Below are 20911 nucleotides of genomic sequence, written 5' to 3' on the forward strand. Positions count from 1 at the left end.
TAACCTTTTTCCGATGGCTCCATGGAAAACTGGGCATAGCCTCACAGGTGCCCGTGCATGCGCGTAATAGGCATACCAAACACTCACGCACAAAAAAGCCCGCACACTGGCGGGCTCTCTGACTAACAGGCTTATTTGAGGCGTATGGGTAACGGTGGAATCCTGCCCCCGCAACCAGGTTCAAAACCGTTGAATGATTAACCTCATTCAGCGGTTTTTTTTCGTCTGAGATTCAGCCTTCTTGCTCCTCAGCATAGCAGCACATCGACTGCAGCCTCATTCGCCTCACCTGCCGGTCTCGCCAAGCTGTTATCGTGGCGCGCTCCAGGGTTCAGACTCGCCACTTGCTCCCCTATACTCAAGCACTTCCGCCAGACAATCATCGGCGGCGCCTCTTACTTGCCTTGGCATATCCATTCGCAGCCTGACTGCAGTTGTTGGAGTTGATTCATGAGCACTATCCCCTGCCCTGTTCTGTCTGAGCTACGTGGCCGTATCGGCCATCTCACGCTCAACCGCCCTGCCGGACTCAATGCGCTGACGCTGGAAATGGTGCGACTGCTGCGTACCCAGTTGGAGCAATGGGCGCAGGATCCTGCCGTGCTCGCCGTGGTATTGCGTGGTGCCGGCCAGCGCGCCTTCTGCGCCGGCGGCGACATTCGCGGTATTTATGAACAACACCTGGCCGGTGAAACCGGCATAGAGGCCTTCTTTGAGGAGGAGTACGCGCTGGATGACTATATTCACGGCTACCCCAAGCCCGTAGTGGCACTCATGGACGGTTTTGTTTTGGGGGGCGGCATGGGGCTGGCTCAGGGCGCCAGCATTCGGGTTATTACCGAGCGCTCTCGGCTGGGCATGCCGGAAACCGGTATCGGTTATTTCCCGGATGTGGGCGGCAGTTACTTTCTCTCACGGCTACCGGGTGAAATCGGGCTCTACCTCGGCGTGACCGGCGTGCACGTCAAACCCGCCGATGCGCTACAGATTGGCCTGGCCGACCTGTGCCTGGCGAGCGAGCGCCTGGCTGAGCTGGATCAATTACTGGATGACTTTGACGGCAGCGACACCAGCCTGCAGAACCGGATCGCCGCGATAGCCGACGCTGAGCTACCAGCCGCTGAACTTGCCCCACTACGCGAGGCAATTGATCAGCATTTCGCTCAGCCGGACATAGTGGCGATACGACGCTCACTGGCTAACGAAACCCGTCCGGCGTTTGCCGCCTGGGCCGAGAGCACCACGGCGGTGATCGACAGCCGCTCTCCCATCGCCATGGCCGTCACCCTGGAGCTGCTGCGTCGTGGCCGCCAATTGACGCTGCAGCAGTGCTTTGCCATGGAACTGCATCTCGACCGCTTGTGGTTTGACGGCGGCGATATCATGGAAGGCGTGCGCGCCCTGCTGGTCGACAAGGACAAGCAGCCCAGGTGGAACCCACCCCACATTGACCAGCTCGATCCAGAGCGAGTTGCCGCCTTTTTCGCTGATCTCTAGCGCGCAGCTCCTTGCCGCAGCCGTTTAATGAAAGTCACGGCTGCGCACCTTGATATCGGAAAGCAGCTCATCGAGGTCATGTAGCCGCCGGGCAATGACATGGCGGACACCATCGCGTGCCTCGAACTGCCCTTGCACCATCAACAGCTGCGCGCCTACCAATACCTTGCGCTGACGCTCGGCCAGGTCGCGCCAGACAATCACGTTGATCATGCCGAACTCGTCCTCCAGGGTGACAAAAGTTACTCCGGTTGCCGTACCTGGCCGTTGCCGCCCCACCACCAGGCCCGCTACGCTGATCGGGCGGTCCGGCGACAACTGCAGCAGATCCTGTGAGCTGCGGCAGCCCCGACGATTCAACTCGGCACGCAGCAGACAAAGCGGGTGCGGCCCCAAGGTTGTACCTACACTGGCATAATCGGCCTGCATGTCCTCGGCAACACTGGGTGTGGGAATCATGGCTGGCGCCTCAGGTGCCGCTGCTGCACCGGCAAACAGCGCCAGCTGCGGCTCAATGCCCGCGACCGCCCAGCGCGCTCGAAAGCGCCCACCTGCGAGCCCGCGCAGGGCACCGGCATCAGCCAACTGCGCGCGGGCGCGGCTGGCCAGGCCGCTTCGTTGCACCAGATCTGCCACATCGCCGAAGGGCTGCTGCGCGCGCGCCGCCACAAGCCGCTGCGCATCTGCCTCGCTGAAACCTTTCACCTGCCGCATCCCCAGGCGAATCGCATGCTGCTTGCCAGCAACCGGCTCCAGAGTGCAATCCCAGTCACTGCAGCACACGTCCACCGGCCGCGTTTCAATACCGTGTCGGCGGGCGTCCTGCAGCAGCTGGTCCGGGCTGTAAAAACCCATTGGCCAACTGTTGATCAGCGCGCAGGTGAATGCCGCCGGCTCATGACATTTCAGCCAGCAGCTGGCGTAGGTCAACAGGGCAAAGCTGGCGGCGTGGGATTCAGGAAAACCGTAACTGCCGAAGCCTTTGATCTGCTCAAAGATGCGCTCGGCAAACTCCGGCGTATACCCCCGCTCGAGCATGCCTTCGGTCAACCGTTGGCGATGCGGCTCCAAGCCACCGCTGCGCTTCCAGGCCGCCATGGAGCGGCGCAGTTGATCAGCTTCGCCCGGTGTGTACCCGGCCGCAACCACCGCCAGCTCCATCACCTGCTCCTGAAACAGTGGTACGCCCAGGGTGCGCTCGAAGACCTTCTCCAGCTCGGGCGATGGATAAACCACGGCTTCTTCCTTGTTACGCCTGCGCAAATAAGGGTGCACCATGTCACCCTGAATAGGACCTGGACGCACGATGGATACCTCGATCACCAGATCGTAAAAAGTGCGCGGTTTTAACCGCGGCAGCATAGCCATTTGCGCGCGTGATTCAATCTGGAATACGCCTACGGTGTCGGCGCGACTGATCATCTCGTAAGTCTGCTTATCCTCTGCCGGAATGCTGGCCAGTGTCAGATCCAGGTTGCGGTAGTGACGCAGCAGATCAAAACAACGGCGCAGCGCGCTGAGCATGCCCAGAGCCAGAATATCTACCTTGAGCAGGCCTACTGCATCCAGATCGTCCTTATCCCACTGCACCACGGTGCGCTCGGCCATACTGGCGTTCTCTACCGGCACCAGGGTATGCAGCGGTGCCTGCGAGATCACAAAGCCGCCCGGGTGCTGCGACAGGTGGCGGGGGAAGCCGATCAGCTCACCGGCGAGCGTTAGTATCCGGTGCAGCGCCTGATTGTCAGCAGCAAAGCCGGCCTCAGCCAGACGCTGGGCGTCGGGTATTCGGTTACTCCAGCGCCCGCAACAACGCGCCAGTTGGTCAATCTGATCTGCCGGCAACCCCAGCGCCCGAGCGACATCGCGCACGGCGCCAGCAGCATGGTAGGTGTTGGCAACAGCGGTGAGGGCCGCACGCTCACGACCATAGCGGCGAAACACATACTGGATCACCTCCTCGCGGCGCTCATGCTCAAAGTCCACATCAATATCCGGCGGCTCATCGCGCTCACGGGAAATGAACCGCTCAAACAGCAGGTTGCTCTGCGCCGGATTGATCTCAGTAATACCCAAGGCGTAACACACCGCCGAGTTGGCGGCCGAGCCACGCCCCTGGCAGAGAATCCGTTGGCGCCGAGCGTAATCAACGATGTCGTGCACGGTCAGGAAGTAACTGTCGTAGCCCTTCTCCGCGATCAGCTGCAGCTCACGCTCAATCTGCTCTGTGATTTTGTCCGAAACGCCTTGCGGCCAGCGCCAGCGCATACCGCGCCGCGTCAGCTCGCGCAACCAGCTGGACGGCGAGTGTCCAGCCGGGACCACTTCATGGGGATACTGATAGCGCAGCTGGCCAAGATCAAACTGGCAGCGGTCAGCGATACGCCGGGTTTCTGCCAGCAACGCTGGCGGATAAATGGCCTGCAGTACCGGCAGGCTGCGCAGGTGCCGCTCGCCGTTGGCAAACAGCCGGTGACCAGCCGCCATTACCGTGCAGTGATGGCGAATCGCGGTGATGGTGTCCTGCAGGGCACGCCGGCTGCGGGCATGCATGTGCACATCGCCGCTGGCGACGCAGGGTAGCCCCAAACGCGCAGCCAGTCCCTGTAACTGATCCAGCCGCTGCGCGTCATCAGGCCCACGGTGTAGCTCTACCGCCAGCCAGAGCACACCGGCAAAGCGTTCGGCGAGCCAGCGGCCCTGCACCTCGGTGGCAGAGGCATCCGGCAGCCAGAGCGCCAGCAGACCGCCCAGCTCCGCGTCCAGATCCTCAGCCAACAACCGGTAGCGGCCCTTTTCTGCACGCCGCCGCGCCAGCGTCAGCAGCCGACACAGGTTCTGATAGCCATTCAGGTTCTCTACCAGCAGCACCACTCTGGGGTTGCCGATTGCCGAGTCGGTCAGGGCACTGTTATCAATCTGCACCTCGCTGCCGACAATCAACTTGAGCCCGGTGGCCTGTGCAGCCTGCCAGGCCCTGACGATACCGGCCAAGGAGCACTCGTCGGTGATCGCCAGCGCGTGGTAACCATGCCGTTGAGCACGCTCGAACAGCTCCTGCGCACTGGAAGCACCGCGCTGGAAACTGAAGTTGGACAGGCAGTGCAATTCGGCATAACGGATGCTCATGCAAACCAGCCATGAATCCATAACGGACCTGCCCCACCGGCAGCCTGAAAAGCCCAGGCGCGGCGGCCATCGCGCGTTTCGACCAGGTAGTAATCGCGGCGTACATCACCGCCATCCCACCAGCCCGACTCGATCCGCTCGGGACCACAAAGAATGCGCGGAAACAGGTCGTCCAGCGGCTGCGGTTGCGCCAGCAACCAGCCGGGGCGCGGCAACTCGCGCACTCGTTGATTGCCGGGCTGCGGCTGCGCACTCCAGGCCTGTTCCGGCCGGTGATCGGCGCACAGTGCCAGGCCTTGCACCGCATCATCCCCCAGCCTTGCGCGAAGCCGTTCGCGCAGCTGTTCCCAGGCCAGTGACTGTTGCGGACGCTCAACAAACAACTCGCTCGCGGCCGGCACAAAACGCGGCAACTCCTGCGCCCGCAGGGCGAAGGCCTGAACTGGCGCGCGCAGCTGCACCACTTCCAGCCGGCCGCGGGCCAACTCGAACAGCATGCCTGGGTCGCGCTCGGCACTCAGCAACCCCACCGATACCTGGGTCGGCTCGCCCTCGCGGTGCTCGAGGTGCAACACAAAACGCTGCACGCCGCAGTCCCGTCCGGCCAGAAACACCGCGAGATCCCCCGTCAGCCGGCGCAGCGGAAACAGGAGGGAGGCAATGGATTCGACATCAAAATTGAATTCTACCCGCCCGACGAAATCATCTGGCGGCTGGTAAGCCCCCAGCGCCAGGGGGTGCAAGCCCTGCAGGGTATCCAGGTGATCCAGCAGGCTACGCGGAAAGCGTCGCGCCAGGCTAGCGCGTGGCAATGCCAATACCTGATGCAGCTTGCGCAACCCCATGCGCGTCAACGCGTCGGCGGCTTCGGGCGCAAAACCGCAGCGGCTCACCGGCAACTCACGCAGGCAAGTCGGCAACTGCAGTTCATCCACCGCCAAGCCGTCAGCTACATTCACCAGCACCCGTGCGGCCAGGGCATTGGGCGCCACGGCAATACGATGAGAAAACCCCAGCTGCGTTAGCTCTCGGCGCAGACGCTGCTCAAAGCGCGGCCAAGGGCCGAACAACCCCAGACTGGTCTGTACCTCCACCAACAAGGCACGAGGATAATCAAGGCTCACATGGGAGCTGAACCGGTAAGCCCAGGCGGCCAGAAAAGTCTGCCAGTACTGAATGTGCTCGGGGTCGTGCTCAACGCAGACAAAGTCGTCACTCAGCGCACGCGCGGCGGTCAGCGTTTGTCCGCGACGTATACCCATTTCACGGGCCGCCGGGTTGACCGCCTGCACCAGCCTGCGCTGCACCGGCCCCTGCACTAATACCAAGGGTTGCAACGGGTCTTCGCGCGTGCGCAATACCGCATCCAGTGCTAACTGCGGTAACAGAATACAGGCCCAACGCATGAGCGCTCAGTGCCCCAGCGTGAGCGCGTGACTGGGCGCCAGCCCGCCACGGCATTTCAGTACCCGCAATTGATGGGGGCGCAGTTCCAGCATCAGCCGCAACGCGGCGGGCGAGGCGTTTATCGCTTCACGTTGCGGGCGCAGGACAAAGGCCAACGTATCCCCCGTTTCAGCCGCCACCTGTAGCCGCCGCAGAGCGCGATCATCGGCGCGCTCCGGCCAGCAGAGCACGGCGCCACAGCTACCGGAACGCAGGCATTGTTCAGCGGCCCAAAGTGCATCGCTGCCGCTGGCCTGGATGACCGACAGCCGTGGCAAGGCGACCCCAGCCTGCACCCAGGCAGGCGCGAAGGGAATCGCCGGCGGCGCGACCAGTACCACTCGCTCCCCTTCGGCAGACAGGCGGGACAGGGTGGGCCACAGCAGTTGCAGCTCACCGCTGCCCAGCGCGGGCAACAGGATCTCGTTTAGGGCACCGGCCTGCCAGCCACCGCTGGGCAGCGCAGCGTCCAGTACCGCATGGCCCGTAGGCTGCAGCTTGGCTGGCGGCACTTCCTGCCGGCCACGCCAAACGCGCCGCTGCTGCAGCAGACTATCGAGCGCAACCACCGAACCCATCGCTCACCCTCCTGATAAAAAACCAAATAAACTGTATATGTATACAGCATATTTACTCTCTTATGTCGGGTCAATCGTTAAACCGCAGGCACGACGAATGGGCCAGCAACAGTGTGCTGAAGGCTATATAAAGAAACAGGAAGTTCGGTGAGTACCGGTTAGAGGGGGCGCTGCGCCAGCCACTCAAGATCCTCGGGACGAGTGACCTTGATATTGTCAGCACGCCCTTCCACCAGCAGCGGTGCCAGGCCGGCCCACTCCATGGCGGAGGCTTCATCGGTGATGGTGACGCCGGCCGCCAAGGCACCGGATAGCGCTTGCTGCAATGCTCCAAGACGAAACATCTGCGGTGTGTAGGCCTGCCAAAACACGCTGCGATCCGGCGTACTGGCAACCCGGCCATCGCTGCCGATCTGTTTAAGCGTATCGCGCACAGGTACAGCCAACAGCCCGCCGACCGGATCCTCTGCAAGCGTGTGCAGCAGCCGCTGCAGATCAGCTTCAGCCAGGTTAGGGCGCGCGGCATCGTGCACCAGCACCCAGTCGCTGTCTGCTGCGCCCAGTTCGCGCAGCGCCGACAGACCATTGAGTACCGAATCCGCACGCTCATGACCCCCGGCCGCGCAGGTGATACGCGGGTCATGGGCGCAGGGCAACGCCGGCCACCAGGCGTCAGTAGACGACAACGAGACCACCAGACCACGCAAGCCAGGCTGACCGAGAAAGCAGTCAAGGGTATGTTCGATCAGGGTGCGCTCACCCCAGAGAAGGTATTGCTTGGGACGGTCTGCCTGCATGCGCGAGCCCACGCCGGCCGCCGGCACCACTACCCAGAAAGGAAGCGTCACAGCACTTATTCGCCGCTCAGCTGAAACAGGGTTTCACCCTGCTTAACCATGCCCAATTCATGCCGGGCACGCTCTTCTACGGTTTCTACGCCTTGCTTGAGTTCGATCACTTCAGCGGCCAGCACCCGGTTGCGTTCCAGCAACTGCTCGTTCTCGCGCTCTTGGCTGGCAATCTGTTGTTTGAGCTGCGCCACATGCGCCAGACTGCCTTCGCCCACCCACAGACGATATTGCAGGCCAGCCAGCAACAGGATCACACTCAGCCACAGCCATTTCACAATATCGATACTCCTGCAGGGCAAGCCGGAAGGCTATCAGGTTGTTGAAAAACCACCTAGCTTCTCAACAACCTGATGCCGCCCCCGGCCGGACATCAACCGCGGAATTCAGCGCGGCCCTTGTAAGGCGCTTGACCAGCCAGTTGCTCTTCAATACGCAGCAACTGGTTGTACTTGGACACGCGGTCGGAACGGCACAGTGAACCGGTCTTGATCTGACCCGCAGCAGTACCTACTGCCAAGTCGGCAATGGTGCTGTCTTCGGTTTCACCAGAACGGTGCGAGATAACCGCAGTGAAGCCGGCAGCCTTGGCCATCTGAATGGCTTCCAGGGTCTCGGTCAGCGAACCGATCTGGTTGAACTTGATCAGAATCGAGTTGCCGATTTTTTCATCGATACCGCGCTTGAGAATCTTGGTGTTGGTCACGAACAGATCATCACCCACCAGCTGTACCTTCTCGCCAATCTTGTCGGTCAGCACTTTCCAGCCAGCCCAGTCGGACTCGTCCATACCGTCTTCAATGGAGATGATCGGGTAACGCTGGGCCAAGCCGGCAAGGTAGTCGGCAAACCCGGCTGCATCAAATACCTGACCTTCGCCAGCCAAGTCGTACTTGCCGTCCTTGTAGAACTCGCTGGAAGCGCAGTCCAGTGCCAGGGTAACGTCGTCACCCAGGGTATAGCCGGCGTTGGCAACGGCTTCGGCGATAGCCGCCAGCGCGTCTTCATTGGATGCCAGGTTCGGCGCAAAACCGCCTTCGTCACCCACAGCAGTGTTCAGGCCACGGGCCTTCAGAACCGCTTTAAGGTGGTGGAAAATTTCCGCACCCATGCGCAGCGCATCGGCAAAGTTCTTGGCACCAACCGGCTGAACCATGAACTCCTGAATGTCGACGTTATTGTCGGCATGCTCACCGCCGTTGATGATGTTCATCATCGGAACGGGCATGGAGTAAACGCCGGGGGTGCCGTTCAGATCAGCGATGTGCGCGTACAACGGCACACCCTTGGCCTGCGCAGCAGCCTTGGCGGCAGCCAGCGAAACAGCCAGGATGGCATTGGCGCCCAGTGTTGCCTTGTTCTCGGTGCCGTCCAATTCGATCATCGCCCGGTCAAGCTCAACCTGCGCGGTGGCCTCACGGCCAACCAGCAATTCGCGGATGGGGCCATTGATATTGGCAACCGCCTTGAGCACGCCCTTGCCCAGGTAACGGCTCTTGTCGCCATCCCGCAGCTCCAGCGCTTCACGCGAACCGGTCGAGGCACCAGAAGGAGCGCAGGCACTGCCCACAATGCCGCCTTCCAGAATCACATCCGCTTCAACAGTGGGGTTACCGCGCGAGTCGAGGACTTCGCGGCCTTTGATATCAATGATTTTTGCCATCTTTACTTGCTAGCTCCATGTAATGGGGTAATCGGATAAAGGCGCAGATCAAGCGGTTTCCAGTTCCGGGAAGCCCTTGATCAGGTCATCAAGCTGTTTCAGCTGGGTCAGGAAAGGCTCCAGCTTGGCCAGACGCAGGGCACAGGGGCCGTCACATTTGGCATTGTCAGGATCGGGGTGCGCTTCAAGAAACAGCCCCGCCAAGCCCTGGCTGATACCGGCCTTGGCCAGGTCAGTGACCTGAGCACGGCGGCCACCGGCGGAATCACTGCGTCCACCGGGCTGCTGCAAGGCATGGGTCACATCAAAGAATACCGGGTATTCAAATTGCTTCATGATGCCGAAGCCCAGCATGTCGACAATCAAGTTGTTGTAGCCGAAACTGGAGCCGCGTTCGCAGAGCACCAAGTTGCTGTTACCCGCTTCTTCGCACTTGGTAAGGATGTGCTTCATTTCCTGCGGTGCCAGAAACTGGGCTTTCTTGATGTTGATCACCGCATTGGTCTTGGCCATGGCCACCACAAGATCGGTCTGGCGGGAGAGGAAAGCGGGCAACTGGATAATGTCGCAAACCTCGGCCACCGGCGCCGCTTGGTGCGGCTCGTGCACATCGGTAATCACCGGCACGTTGAAGGTACGCTTGATCTCCTCGAAGATCTTCAGCCCCTCTTCCATGCCGGGACCACGGTAGGAGTTGATTGAGGAACGATTGGCCTTGTCGAAGCTCGCCTTGAATACGTAAGGAATGCCGAGCTTCTCGGTCACCCTCACATATTCTTCGCAAATCTGCATGGCCAGGTCACGGGACTCCAGCACGTTCATGCCGCCAAACAGGACGAACGGCTTGTCGTTCGCCATCTCGATGTTGCCAACCCGCACGATTTTCTGTGCCATAGCTTTGTCGCTTCCTCAGGATTTGCTTGCGTGCTGCTTCAGTGCCGCTCCAACGAAACCGCTGAACAGCGGGTGACCATAACGCGGTGTAGAGGTGAACTCGGGGTGGAATTGGCAAGCCACAAACCACGGATGATCAGCCACCTCAACAACCTCCACCAGCGCGCCGTCAACCGAGCGGCCAGAGATATTCAAGCCGCCAGCCTGCAACTCGGGCAGCAGGTTGTTGTTGACTTCATAACGGTGGCGATGGCGCTCGACAATCACATCCTTGCCGTAGCAGTCATAAGCCTTGGAGCCTGCCTCCAGAGCACATTCCTGGCCACCCAGACGCATGGTGCCGCCCAGGTCGGAGGCTTCGGTGCGGGTCTGCATTTCACCAGTAGCGGTTTGCCACTCGGTAATCAGACCGACAACAGGATGCTTGGAGGTCTTGTCGAACTCGGTGGAGTTGGCATCATCCCAACCCAGTACGTTGCGCGCGTATTCGATCACCGCTACCTGCATACCCAGGCAGATACCCAGATAGGGAATCTTGTTTTCACGGGCATAACGTACCGCAGCGATCTTGCCTTCTACGCCCCGTGAGCCGAAGCCGCCCGGCACCAGAATGGCATCGACGTCTTCCAGCAACGCGGTGCCCTGCTGCTCGATGTTCTCGGAGTCGATATAGCGCAGATTGACCTTAGTGCGGCTCTGGATACCAGCATGGCTCAGTGCTTCAATCAGCGACTTGTAGGCATCCAGCAGCTCCATGTATTTGCCGACCATAGCGATGGTGACTTCATGCTCGGGGTTGAGCTTGGCATCGACCACGCGCTCCCACTCGGACAGATCTGCTCCGCCGCACTCCAGACCAAAACGCTCGACGACAAAATCATCCAACCCCTGCGCATGCAGAACGGAAGGAATCTTGAAGATAGTGTCGACATCTTCCAGGCCAATGACTGCACGCTCTTCGACGTTGGTGAACAGGGCAATCTTGCGGCGCGACGACAGGTCGATTGGGTGATCGGAGCGGCAGATCAGCACATCAGGCTGCAAGCCGATGGAGCGCAGCTCCTTTACCGAGTGCTGGGTTGGCTTGGTCTTGGTTTCGCCGGCAGTGGCGATGTACGGCACCAACGTCAGGTGCATCAGCATGGCGCGCTTGGCACCCACTTCTACGCGCAACTGACGAATGGCTTCCAGAAATGGCTGCGATTCGATATCGCCAACGGTGCCGCCGATCTCAACCAGGGCTACATCAGCGTCGCCGGCACCCTTGATGATGCGGCTCTTGATCTCGTCGGTGATGTGCGGGATGACCTGAATGGTCGCGCCCAGATAATCACCGCGGCGCTCCTTGCGCAGTACGTCCTCATAAACCCGGCCGGTAGTGAAGTTGTTGGCGCGGCTCATGGTGGCGTTGACGAAACGCTCGTAATGGCCAAGATCCAGATCAGTTTCGGCACCATCGTGGGTGACGAAAACTTCACCGTGCTGGAACGGACTCATGGTACCGGGATCCACGTTGATGTACGGATCCAGTTTGAGCATGGTGACCTTGAGGCCGCGTGCCTCAAGGATCGCCGCCAGGGAGGCCGAGGCGATACCCTTACCCAAAGAAGATACAACACCACCCGTGACGAAGATGTAGCGCGTCATGAAAAACCCATAGATTGAACTGTTAAGCGGCCAATGCCGCGGGGAATCGAAGGGAGTCCGCAGAAGCAGGAGGCGCTTCCAAAGTCTCGTCAAGATGGGAAGTCAGGATACCAGACAGCCCCGACTTGCTCAATCCGAAACAGGCTCCCAACTGACCGTAAAACCGCTTTGCACAGCATCCATCAAAGCCACCTCGGCGTTCCAGCGACCGGCCACCGATACCAGCTCATTGCCGCAGTATAGCAAGGGCACGCAGGGGCGCAGCCAGGCAGGCACATGCGCCTCTTGCAGCAACTGCTTTACCGAGTGTGTGCCGCGCCCAGGCAGACGAATCTGCTCGCCGCCAGAGCGGTAGGCTATATGCCAAGGGGCACTGGTCGCGGGCAAAGCACTCAGACGCAGGCAGCCATTGCCTGCCGCCAACCTGTACGAGCCACCATTGGTAACGGGTTCAGGGGTGCCGGTACGTGGCCAGGAGCCCGGCACATACCAGATACGACCCGACGAACGGTAAAGGCGCCATTCACCCAGGTCGAGCTGCGGCTGGGTATCACTGGCCGCAGCCATCTGGCCCAGCCAAGCATCCAATCGGCGCGCACTGGGCAGCAGTGCGTCCTGCGCGGCCAGCCAATAGCGCAGCAGGTTGCGCTGACGCGGCAGCGACAGGCTACACAAAGTGCCCAGGTCCAGGCTGCGCCAGCGCACCAGCCACTCATCTGCCAGCGGCGCTGCTACTACCGCCAAATCCTGCTCTGCACGCTCATCCAACAGTTCATTCGCTTCGCTGGCGTGGGCCGCCAGGCGCAGCAGGTTCTGATCGGCTTTTGGCCACTCTGCACGCAGTAAAGGCAGCAACTGATGACGCAAGGCGGTACGCGCAAAGCGTTCATCATGATTGGCCGGATCTTCGATCCAGCGCAATCCGTGAATCTGCGCCCATGCGTGCAGCTGCGCGCGCGACCAGGACAACAACGGGCGACACAGGGAGCCGGCCGCCAACTGGCGTTGCTGCGGCATGCCCGCCAAGCCGCGCAACCCCGTACCCCGCAGCATGCGAAATAACAGGGTTTCCAATTGATCATCCGCGTGGTGGGCCAGTAGCAGCACTGCCTTTGGCGACAGCGCCTTGGCGAACGCTTCATAACGCGCCTGTCGAGCTGCTTCTTCGATACTCGCACCGGCAGGCAGCTGTACACGAACGACTGTCAGAGGCACACCGCGAGCCGCGCATTCATCTGCACAGAACTGCGCCCATGCATCAGCCTCGACGCTCAGGCCGTGATGTACATGGATGGCTGAAAGAGAGGGAATAGCGTGATGCTGGCGCAACCGTGTCAGGGCTTCCAGCAGCACCATGGAATCAAGGCCACCGGACAGGCCTACAACCCAGGCGGGAGCACCCATGCAGGGACCGAGCTGCTGCTGCAGCCCCTGCAGGGTCAACATCTTACTTGATACCGAAAGCCATCAAACGCTCGTAGCGGCTTTCCAGCAGCTCTTCTTCGGACAGCGCCTGCAGCTTATCGAGCTGAGCCAGCAGCTGCGTCTTGATGCGCTCTGCGGTTTCCTGCGGGGCACGCTGGGCACCACCAAGCGGCTCAGGGATCAGACTATCAACCAGGCCCAGTTCCTTCAGACGCGCGGCGGTAATACCCATGGCTTCAGCGGCATCGGAAGCACGTTCGGCGCTCTTCCACAGAATAGAAGCACAACCTTCCGGCGAAATAACAGCATAGGTTGAGTACTGCAGCATCATCAGATGATCACACACGCCAATGGCCAGTGCCCCACCAGAGCCGCCTTCGCCAATAACGGTGGCGATAATCGGCGTTTTTAGCCGTGCCATGACCTGCAGATTCCAGGCGATGGCTTCGCTCTGGCCGCGCTCTTCAGCGTCAATACCTGGATAGGCACCGGGGGTGTCGATGAAGGTAACGATTGGCATTTTGAAGCGCTCGGCCATCTCCATCAATCGGCAAGCCTTGCGGTAGCCCTCAGGCTTGGGCATGCCGAAGTTGCGGCGGACCTTTTCTTTTACGTCACGGCCTTTCTGGTGACCGATAACCATCACCGGGCGGCCATCAAGCCGGGCAATACCGCCCACGATGGCAGCATCATCCGCAAAGTGACGGTCGCCGTGCAGCTCTTCAAAGTCGGTGAAGATCGCCTTGACGTAGTCCAGCGTATAGGGGCGCTGCGGATGGCGGGCCATCTGCGCAATCTGCCAGCTGTTCAGGTTGCCGAAAATACTTTCGGTAAGCGATTTGCTCTTGTCCTGAAGTTTGGCGATTTCTTCAGTGATATTCAGCGAATTGTCACTACCGACCAGGCGCAATTCTTCGATCTTGGCCTGCAGATCCGCGATTGGCTGTTCAAACTCCAGGTATTTCTGGCTGTTGCTCATAGGCATCCATCATCCGCTTTCGCCCGGCTCGGGCATCCAAATTTTGTTTTTTACCTTACGGGATTGGCAAGCGCTCGTCGAGCACCGCCCTACTCCCATCATCTATAGTGCAGAGAGACGCTGTCTTTGCCCAATTGGTCACGCAGGCCCTGCACCAGGTCATCCGCCGGCTCCACCCGCCACTGCTCCCCCAAGCGTAACAAGGCCGATGCATCCGGACGCTGCAGCTCGACGGTAACCGCACAACCGCCACGATACTGCTGCAACAGACCAGCCATCTTGCCTAGCGCCGCTTCACCATGACGCTCGGTATCCAGTCGCACACGGACGCTGTCGAGCAGACTGGTACGCGCCTCCTCCAGGCTCATTACCCGCTTGGCGCGCATGCGCAAACCGCCGGAAAAGTCATCCTGGGCGACCTCTCCTTCTACTACCAGCAAAGCATCTTTTTGCAGTAACGTCTGGGCACTCTGATAGGCCTCGGCAAACAGCGATACTTCAATGCGTGCCGAGCGGTCATCCAGAGTGACAAAGCCGACCTTGTCGCCGCGCTTGCTCTTCATCACCCGCAGATCAAATACCAGGCCGGCAATGGTCTGGCTTTCCCGCGAAGGCTTGAGATCCAGGATACGCTGACGAGCAAAGCGACGAATCTCGCGCTCATATTCATCAATCGGGTGGCCGGTCAGATACAGCCCCAGGGTGTCCTTTTCGCCACGCAGACGCTCCTTGAAGGTCCACTCCCGCGCCCTGCGGTAGGGCTCGTAAACGTCACGCGCGGTAGATGGCCCCAGAAGATCGCCAAACAGGTCATCATGGCCGCTATCAGCGCTCTTGGCCGTCTGCTCTGCCGAAGCCATGGCCTCTTCCATCGCAGCCATCAGGGCGGCACGATTACGGTCAACCTGCTTGAGATAAACTGCCTCATCGGTGTCGTAGAAAGGCCCCAGCGTGTCGACAGCGCCGGAACGAATCAGTGCTTCCATGACCCGCTTGTTGATCCGCTTGTGATCGACCTTGGCACAAAAGTCGAACAGGTCCACAAAAGGCTCACCCTGCGCACGGGTCTGCACTATGGTTTCTACCGGGCCCTCACCTACACCTTTGATGGCGCCCAACCCGTAGACCACATCACCGGCCTCATCGACGGTGAACTTGTACTCCGACACATTCACATTCGGCGGCTGAATGCGCAGCTTCATGCTGCGGCACTCTTCGATCAGCGTCACCACCTTGTCGGTGTTGTGCATATCTGCGGACAGTACCGCGGCCATAAACGGCGCCGGATAATGCGCCTTCAGCCAGGCCGTCTGGTAAGACACCAGACCATAGGCGGCCGAGTGCGACTTGTTGAAACCGTAGCCGGCAAACTTTTCCACCAGATCGAAGATATTGCCAGCCAGATCGCCATCAATGCCGTTGTTGGCACAGCCCTCGATGAAGCCGCCGCGCTGCTTGGCCATTTCCTCTGGCTTTTTCTTACCCATGGCGCGGCGCAGCATGTCGGCACCGCCCAGGGTGTAGCCAGCCATGACCTGGGCAATCTGCATCACCTGTTCCTGATACAGAATAATGCCGTAGGTCGGCTTCAGCACCGACTCAAGCCCCGGATACTGGTAATTGGGGTGCGGGTAGGAAATCTCTTCGCGGCCGTGCTTGCGGTTGATGAAGTCGTCCACCATGCCCGATTGCAGGGGGCCAGGTCGGAACAGGGCCACCAGTGCAATCATGTCTTCCAGGCAGTCCGGCTTGAGCTTTTTGATCAGCTCCTTCATACCGCGTGATTCGAGCTGGAAAACCGCCGTGGTCTCGGCCTTTTGCAGCATATGATAGGTTTGCGCATCATCCAGCGGGATGAAGTCGATGTTGACCGGCTCCAGCCCCTGCTTCGCCTGCTCGCGATTGATGGTTTCCATCGCCCACTTGATGATGGTCAGGGTTCGCAGTCCGAGGAAGTCGAACTTCACCAGGCCGGCTGCCTCGACATCATCCTTATCGAATTGGGTAACCAGGCCGCCACCGGCCTCATCGCAGTACAGCGGCGAAAAATCGGTCAGCTTGGTGGGCGCAATCACCACGCCCCCGGCGTGCTTACCGACGTTACGGGTAATGCCCTCGAGCTTGAGCGCCATATCCCAGATTTCCTGGGCTTCCTCATCGCCGGCAAGAAAGTCACGCAGGATCTCTTCCTGCTCAAACGCCTTAGTCAGCGTCATGCCCACTTCAAAGGGAATCATCTTCGACAGCTTGTCGGCCAGGCCGTAAGACTTGCCCTGCACCCGCGCCACATCGCGCACTACGGCCTTGGCGGCCATGGTGCCGAAGGTGATGATCTGCGATACCGCGTTACGGCCGTACATGTCGGCCACGTACTCGATGACCCGGTCGCGACCCTCCATACAGAAGTCGACGTCAAAGTCGGGCATGGATACCCGTTCCGGGTTGAGGAAGCGTTCGAACAGCAGATCGTACGCCAGGGGGTCCAGATCGGTAATCAGCAAGCAGTAGGCGACCAGCGAGCCCGCCCCGGAACCACGCCCCGGCCCTACCGGCACACCATTACCCTTGGCCCACTTGATAAAGTCCATCACGATCAGGAAGTAACCGGGAAAGCCCATCTGATTGATGATATCCAGCTCGAAGTTCAGGCGGTCAACATAGACCTGTCGCTTGGCGTCGTAATCCTCGGTACCTGACGGCAAGATCACCTTGAGACGCTCTTCCAGCCCCTCGAAGGAGACCTTCTTGAAGAACTCTTCAATGGTCAGCCCATCCGGAATGGGAAAGTCCGGCAGAAAGTGCGTACCCAGCTGCACATCGATATTGCAGCGCTTGGCGATCTCGACGCTATTTTCCAGCGCTTCGGGGATATCGGCAAACAGCTCGGCCATCTCTGCCGGGGTCTTCAGATACTGCTCTTCGCTATACTGACGCGCGCGGCGCGGGTCGCCCAGAACCCGGCCTTCACCAATACAGACGCGCGTCTCGTGCGCTTCAAAGTCTTCGCGGCGAATGAATCGCACATCATTGGTCGCCACCACGGGGCAACCCTTGCGGATACCCAACGCCACCGCCGCATGCAGGTGCTCTTCATCATTTACCCGGCTGGTACGCTGCAGTTCCAGGTAAAAGCGACCAGGAAAGACCCCCATCCAGTAATCCAGCAGCTCATCTGCCATCTGCGGTGAGTTGGACAGCAGGGCCAGGCCAATCTCCCCTTCCTTAGCCCCGGACAGCGCAATCACCCCTTCGCTGGCCTCTGCGACCCATTCGCGTCGAATGGTGACCAGCCCGTTGCGTTGACCTTCGGTATAACCGCGCGAAATCAGTTCAGTGAGATTGCGATAGCCCTGCTTGTTCATCGACAACAGCGTCAGCCTAGTCAGTTGGCTGTCATCTTCACCACCCAGGACCCAAAGATCGACGCCGGAAATTGGCTTGATGCCAGCGCCCATCGCAGCCCGGTAAAACTTGACCAGACTGCACATGTTGTTCTGATCCGTTACCGCCACCGCCGGCATACCCGCTTCCGCTACTGACTTGATCAGCGGCTTGACCTTGACCAGGCCATCAACCAGTGAGTATTCGCTATGGACGCGCAGATGGACGAAGGAAAAGCTCATATGAATCCTGTTTCAGAGGGCAGACGGCAAGACCGCTGATTGTAACGAGGGGGCAAGCCCGCGACCAGTCGCAGGCGACCCAACTGCGAGGCAGGCCAGCATTTAGCTGCGCGAGGGCTTAGCTGGAGGCTATGCGGGCCGCCAGCGCTGCGCGCACTGGCGCGAAGGAGCGCCGATGAACAGGCGTAGCCCCCAGCTCACGCAGCGCTTGCAGATGCGACGGCGTGGGATAACCCTTGTGTCCCGCGATTCCGTAACCAGGATACTGGCTGTCCAGCACCTGCATTTCTCGATCACGGGATACCTTGGCCAGGATCGACGCCGCAGCGATTGCCGGAACGCGACTATCGCCCTTGATCACTGGTTCGCTGCGCATGGGCAACGCCGGGCAACGATTACCATCGACCAGGACCAGGTCAGGCCGCACCGACAAACCTGCAACCGCGCGCTGCATTGCCAGCATAGTGGCGTGCAGAATATTCAACTCGTCAATTTCTTCGACTTCCGCGCGGCCGATACACCAGGCCAGCGCACGCTCCTGGATTAGCGGAAAGAGTGCCTCGCGGCGAGCTTCGGTCAGTTTCTTGGAATCGTTGAGCCCGACAATCGGGCGCGCTGGATCAAGAATCACCGCGGCGGTGACCACTGCACCACACAACGGCCCACGACCCACTTCGTCGACGCCGGCGATCAGCTCACCCGACTGCACCGCAGCCCAATCCATGGTCAACTGATTCACTCGAGCCGCCCCTTGGCTTGCATCAGTTCAGCGACTGCGTCGGCCGACGCCTGATCAGCATCGCGCCGCAACAGCTGATGCAACTCAATAAACACCTGCTGCGTCTCTTCCCGCTCAGGGGTCGGCAGCAAACGTTCCAGCAGCGCATCGCCCATTGCCGGTGGCGTTGCGGCATCCTGCAGAAACTCGGGAGCCACCTCCCGGCCAGCCAACAGATTGGGCAGCGACACATGGCCTACCTTGACCAGCCGCTTGAGAATGCGGAACGTCAGCCCGGCCATACGATAGGCCACTACCATGGGGCGCTTGAACAGCATCGCCTCAAGCGTCGCAGTGCCAGAGGCAATCAGCACCGCATCACTGGCGGCCAGTACCTGGTGCGCCTGGCCATCAAATAGCGTCAGTGGCAACTGCAAACCGCTTTCGCGCAGAATCTCGTCCATCTGCTGCCGCCGGTCTGAGTTGGCACAGGGCATGATGAACTGCAGCTCGGGCTGACGCTCCAGACACCAGGCCGCTGTCTCTAGAAACAGCTTGCCCAGCTTGCGCAGCTCACCATTACGGCTACCCGGCAACAAGGCCACTATACGTTTATCTTGGGGCAGAGAGAGCGCAGTGCGCGCCGCTTGGCGGTCAGGCACCAACGGAATCTGGTCCGCCAGGGTATGCCCGACGCAGCGCACACCTACGCCGTGCCGCCGATAAACCTCTTCTTCAAAGGGGAAAAGCGTCAACACCAGGTCGGTCGACTCACGAATGCCTAGCACCCGCTTCTCGCGCCACGCCCACACCGATGGACTCACATAATGTACGGTGGGAATGCCGGCCTTCCGCAACTGCAGCTCGACATTGAGGGTGAAATCAGGCGCATCAATACCGATAAACACATCGGGCTGCTGAGACTTTAGAAAGGCCACCAGCTCACGACGAACACGCAGCAGCTCGCGCAGGCGTCCCAACACCTCAACCAGCCCCATGACCGACAGACGCTCCATGGGCACCTGGCTCTGCATGCCTTCAGCCAGCATGCGCGGACCACCGATGCCGATAAAGCGTGCATTGGGAAAACGTTGTTTGAGCGCCTTGATCAGGCCAGCCCCCAGCGTATCGCCCGAAGCCTCACCGGCCACCAGGGCAATACACAGGGGTTTATCAGAGTGCAGCATCGAGGAACCCGTTCAGGTTATCGGGTGATGCCCCGCGTGGAGGCGATGATGGAGTCGCGATAAAGCGCTACTTCAGGGAACTGCGTGGCACTTTCTTCCAACTCCACAAGCGCTTCCTTGAGAGTCAGGCCCTGGCGGTAGACGGTCTTGTAGGCCCGGCGCAGTGCCGTCACCAGCTCGGCGGCGTAACCGCGACGTCGCATGCCCTCGAAGTTCATGCCATGGGCACTGGCCGGGTTCCCCCCGACCATAACGAAGGCCGGAATATCCTTGAACACCGCCGTATTGGCCGCACTCATCGACCAAGGGCCAAGTCGGCAGAATTGGTGCACCGTGGTATAGCCACCCAAAATGGCGCCATCACCTACCTGCACATGGCCAGCGATGGTGGCGTTGTTGGCCATGATGATGTTGTCGCCCACCACGCAGTCATGCGCCACGTGCACGTAGGCCATCAGCAGGTTGTTGCTGCCAATACGCGTAATACCCTGATCCTGCACCGTGCCGCGGTGGAGCGTACAGCCTTCGCGAATGACATTGTTGTCACCGATAACCAGACGCGTAGGTTCTCCAGCGTACTTCTTGTCCTGGCACTCTTCACCGACCGAGGCAAACTGAAAAATTCGATTGCCCTTGCCGATACTGGTAGGCCCCTTGATGACGACGTGTGAGGCGATGACGCAGCCAGCAGCAATCTCGACGTCCGGACCGATATAACTCCAGGGCCCAACCTCAACGTCATCAGCCAGGCGCGCAGCCGGGTCAACAATCGCCTGAGGATGAATACGTGTCATATATGACGTTCCGCACAGATAATTTCACCCGAGCAAGCCTCTTTACCATCGACCACCGCGCGGCAGGCGAATTTCCAGATACCTCGCTTGTGGCTCAGGTAGCGCGCCTCCAGTTGCAGTTGGTCTCCTGGCACCACGGGCTGACGAAAACGCAACTTATCGGAACCGACAAAGTAGTACAGGGTTCCGTCCGACGGCTTTACACCCATCATCTTGAAACCAAGCAAGCCTGCAGCCTGGGCCATGGCCTCAATGATCAGAACGCCAGGCATAATGGGGTGCTGCGGGAAGTGACCATTGAAGAAAGGCTCGTTGACCGAGACGTTCTTGTAGGCGCGAATATGTTTGCCCTCGAGATCCAACTCCACTACCCGATCAACCAGAAGAAAGGGGTAGCGGTGAGGCAAGTATTCTTTTATTTCGTTGATATCCATGTATTCGCAGGCCTTGCTTGAAAAAGTAGAAGCACCTCAAAGGTGCAGA

General features: G+C 60.0%; 16 protein-coding genes. 1 reads left to right on the forward strand and 15 read right to left on the reverse strand.

Translation table 11 applies throughout. The features are described from left to right. The first annotated feature begins 450 nt into the window (after nt 1-450). Nucleotides 451-1497 (forward strand): enoyl-CoA hydratase/isomerase family protein, encoded by a 1047-nt coding sequence (locus V7747_RS01625; protein ID WP_335614315.1) that lies wholly within the window; start codon nt 451-453, stop codon nt 1495-1497. 24 nt (nt 1498-1521) lie between these two features. Here the strand turns inward: V7747_RS01625 and V7747_RS01630 are convergent, their stop codons facing one another. From V7747_RS01630 to fabZ, 15 genes are all read right to left on the reverse strand, one after another. Next, nucleotides 1522-4626 carry an error-prone DNA polymerase gene (locus V7747_RS01630; protein WP_335614316.1) on the reverse strand — a complete coding sequence of 1035 codons (3105 nt, stop codon included), beginning with the start codon at nt 4624-4626 and terminating at the stop codon, nt 1522-1524. Next, entirely contained in the window at nt 4623-6032 is a 1410-nt protein-coding gene (locus V7747_RS01635) for a Y-family DNA polymerase (protein ID WP_335614317.1), read from the reverse strand. The genes V7747_RS01630 and V7747_RS01635 overlap by 4 nt, the downstream gene beginning before the upstream one ends. A gap of 6 nt (nt 6033-6038) precedes the next feature. Then, nucleotides 6039-6650 (reverse strand): translesion DNA synthesis-associated protein ImuA, encoded by a 612-nt coding sequence (imuA, locus tag V7747_RS01640; protein ID WP_335614318.1) that lies wholly within the window; start codon nt 6648-6650, stop codon nt 6039-6041. A 158-nt stretch (nt 6651-6808) separates the two neighbouring features. Next, nucleotides 6809-7507 (reverse strand): 2-C-methyl-D-erythritol 4-phosphate cytidylyltransferase, encoded by a 699-nt coding sequence (gene ispD / locus V7747_RS01645; protein ID WP_442909168.1) that lies wholly within the window; start codon nt 7505-7507, stop codon nt 6809-6811. After that, nucleotides 7504-7776: a cell division protein FtsB gene (gene ftsB / locus V7747_RS01650; RefSeq protein WP_407920331.1), complete on the reverse strand. Its 273-nt coding sequence runs from the start codon at nt 7774-7776 to the stop codon at nt 7504-7506. Before ftsB ends, ispD begins: the two co-directional genes overlap by 4 nt. A 95-nt stretch (nt 7777-7871) precedes the next feature. After that, nucleotides 7872-9161 carry a phosphopyruvate hydratase gene (gene eno / locus V7747_RS01655; protein WP_335614320.1) on the reverse strand — a complete coding sequence of 430 codons (1290 nt, stop codon included), beginning with the start codon at nt 9159-9161 and terminating at the stop codon, nt 7872-7874. A 48-nt stretch (nt 9162-9209) separates the two neighbouring features. After that, on the reverse strand, nt 9210-10055 hold the full coding sequence (gene kdsA / locus V7747_RS01660) for a 3-deoxy-8-phosphooctulonate synthase (RefSeq protein WP_335614321.1): 846 nt from the start codon (nt 10053-10055) through the stop codon (nt 9210-9212). Nucleotides 10056-10070: 15 nt separating this feature from the next. Beyond that, nucleotides 10071-11702 (reverse strand): CTP synthase, encoded by a 1632-nt coding sequence (locus V7747_RS01665; RefSeq protein ID WP_335614322.1) that lies wholly within the window; start codon nt 11700-11702, stop codon nt 10071-10073. A gap of 129 nt (nt 11703-11831) precedes the next feature. Further along, nucleotides 11832-13148 carry a tRNA lysidine(34) synthetase TilS gene (gene tilS, locus V7747_RS01670; RefSeq protein WP_335614323.1) on the reverse strand — a complete coding sequence of 439 codons (1317 nt, stop codon included), beginning with the start codon at nt 13146-13148 and terminating at the stop codon, nt 11832-11834. Nucleotide 13149: 1 nt separating this feature from the next. After that, a complete protein-coding gene (gene accA / locus V7747_RS01675) occupies nt 13150-14106 on the reverse strand; it encodes an acetyl-CoA carboxylase carboxyl transferase subunit alpha (RefSeq protein ID WP_335614324.1) in 957 nt (318 codons plus the stop codon). Nucleotides 14107-14204: 98 nt separating this feature from the next. Beyond that, nucleotides 14205-17729: a DNA polymerase III subunit alpha gene (dnaE, locus tag V7747_RS01680; protein ID WP_335614325.1), complete on the reverse strand. Its 3525-nt coding sequence runs from the start codon at nt 17727-17729 to the stop codon at nt 14205-14207. 118 nt (nt 17730-17847) lie between these two features. Continuing rightward, entirely contained in the window at nt 17848-18453 is a 606-nt protein-coding gene (rnhB, locus tag V7747_RS01685) for a ribonuclease HII (RefSeq protein ID WP_335614474.1), read from the reverse strand. Nucleotides 18454-18464: 11 nt separating this feature from the next. After that, entirely contained in the window at nt 18465-19634 is a 1170-nt protein-coding gene (gene lpxB / locus V7747_RS01690) for a lipid-A-disaccharide synthase (RefSeq protein ID WP_335614326.1), read from the reverse strand. 17 nt (nt 19635-19651) lie between these two features. Then, the gene (gene lpxA / locus V7747_RS01695) at nt 19652-20428 is read right to left on the reverse strand and encodes an acyl-ACP--UDP-N-acetylglucosamine O-acyltransferase (protein WP_335614327.1); all 777 of its coding nucleotides are present in this window, start codon (nt 20426-20428) and stop codon (nt 19652-19654) included. Then, on the reverse strand, nt 20425-20862 hold the full coding sequence (fabZ, locus tag V7747_RS01700) for a 3-hydroxyacyl-ACP dehydratase FabZ (protein ID WP_335614328.1): 438 nt from the start codon (nt 20860-20862) through the stop codon (nt 20425-20427). Before fabZ ends, lpxA begins: the two co-directional genes overlap by 4 nt. Nucleotides 20863-20911: the final 49 nt, after the last annotated feature.

Origin of the sequence: Halopseudomonas sp., from assembly GCF_036960865.1 — a bacterium.
Classification (GTDB): Bacteria; Pseudomonadota; Gammaproteobacteria; order Pseudomonadales; family Pseudomonadaceae; genus Halopseudomonas.

Coding starts and splice junctions, on each gene's coding strand:
- fabZ (WP_335614328.1), bottom strand. CDS start 20,862: ATGGATATCAACGAAATAAAAGAATACTTGCCTCACCGCTACCCCTTT.
- V7747_RS01665 (WP_335614322.1), bottom strand. CDS start 11,702: ATGACGCGCTACATCTTCGTCACGGGTGGTGTTGTATCTTCTTTGGGT.
- imuA (WP_335614318.1), bottom strand. CDS start 6,650: ATGGGTTCGGTGGTTGCGCTCGATAGTCTGCTGCAGCAGCGGCGCGTT.
- V7747_RS01635 (WP_335614317.1), bottom strand. CDS start 6,032: ATGCGTTGGGCCTGTATTCTGTTACCGCAGTTAGCACTGGATGCGGTA.
- lpxB (WP_335614326.1), bottom strand. CDS start 19,634: ATGCTGCACTCTGATAAACCCCTGTGTATTGCCCTGGTGGCCGGTGAG.
- accA (WP_335614324.1), bottom strand. CDS start 14,106: ATGAGCAACAGCCAGAAATACCTGGAGTTTGAACAGCCAATCGCGGAT.
- lpxA (WP_335614327.1), bottom strand. CDS start 20,428: ATGACACGTATTCATCCTCAGGCGATTGTTGACCCGGCTGCGCGCCTG.
- V7747_RS01630 (WP_335614316.1), bottom strand. CDS start 4,626: ATGAGCATCCGTTATGCCGAATTGCACTGCCTGTCCAACTTCAGTTTC.
- dnaE (WP_335614325.1), bottom strand. CDS start 17,729: ATGAGCTTTTCCTTCGTCCATCTGCGCGTCCATAGCGAATACTCACTG.
- V7747_RS01625 (WP_335614315.1), top strand. CDS start 451: ATGAGCACTATCCCCTGCCCTGTTCTGTCTGAGCTACGTGGCCGTATC.
- tilS (WP_335614323.1), bottom strand. CDS start 13,148: ATGTTGACCCTGCAGGGGCTGCAGCAGCAGCTCGGTCCCTGCATGGGT.
- eno (WP_335614320.1), bottom strand. CDS start 9,161: ATGGCAAAAATCATTGATATCAAAGGCCGCGAAGTCCTCGACTCGCGC.
- kdsA (WP_335614321.1), bottom strand. CDS start 10,055: ATGGCACAGAAAATCGTGCGGGTTGGCAACATCGAGATGGCGAACGAC.
- rnhB (WP_335614474.1), bottom strand. CDS start 18,453: ATGGATTGGGCTGCGGTGCAGTCGGGTGAGCTGATCGCCGGCGTCGAC.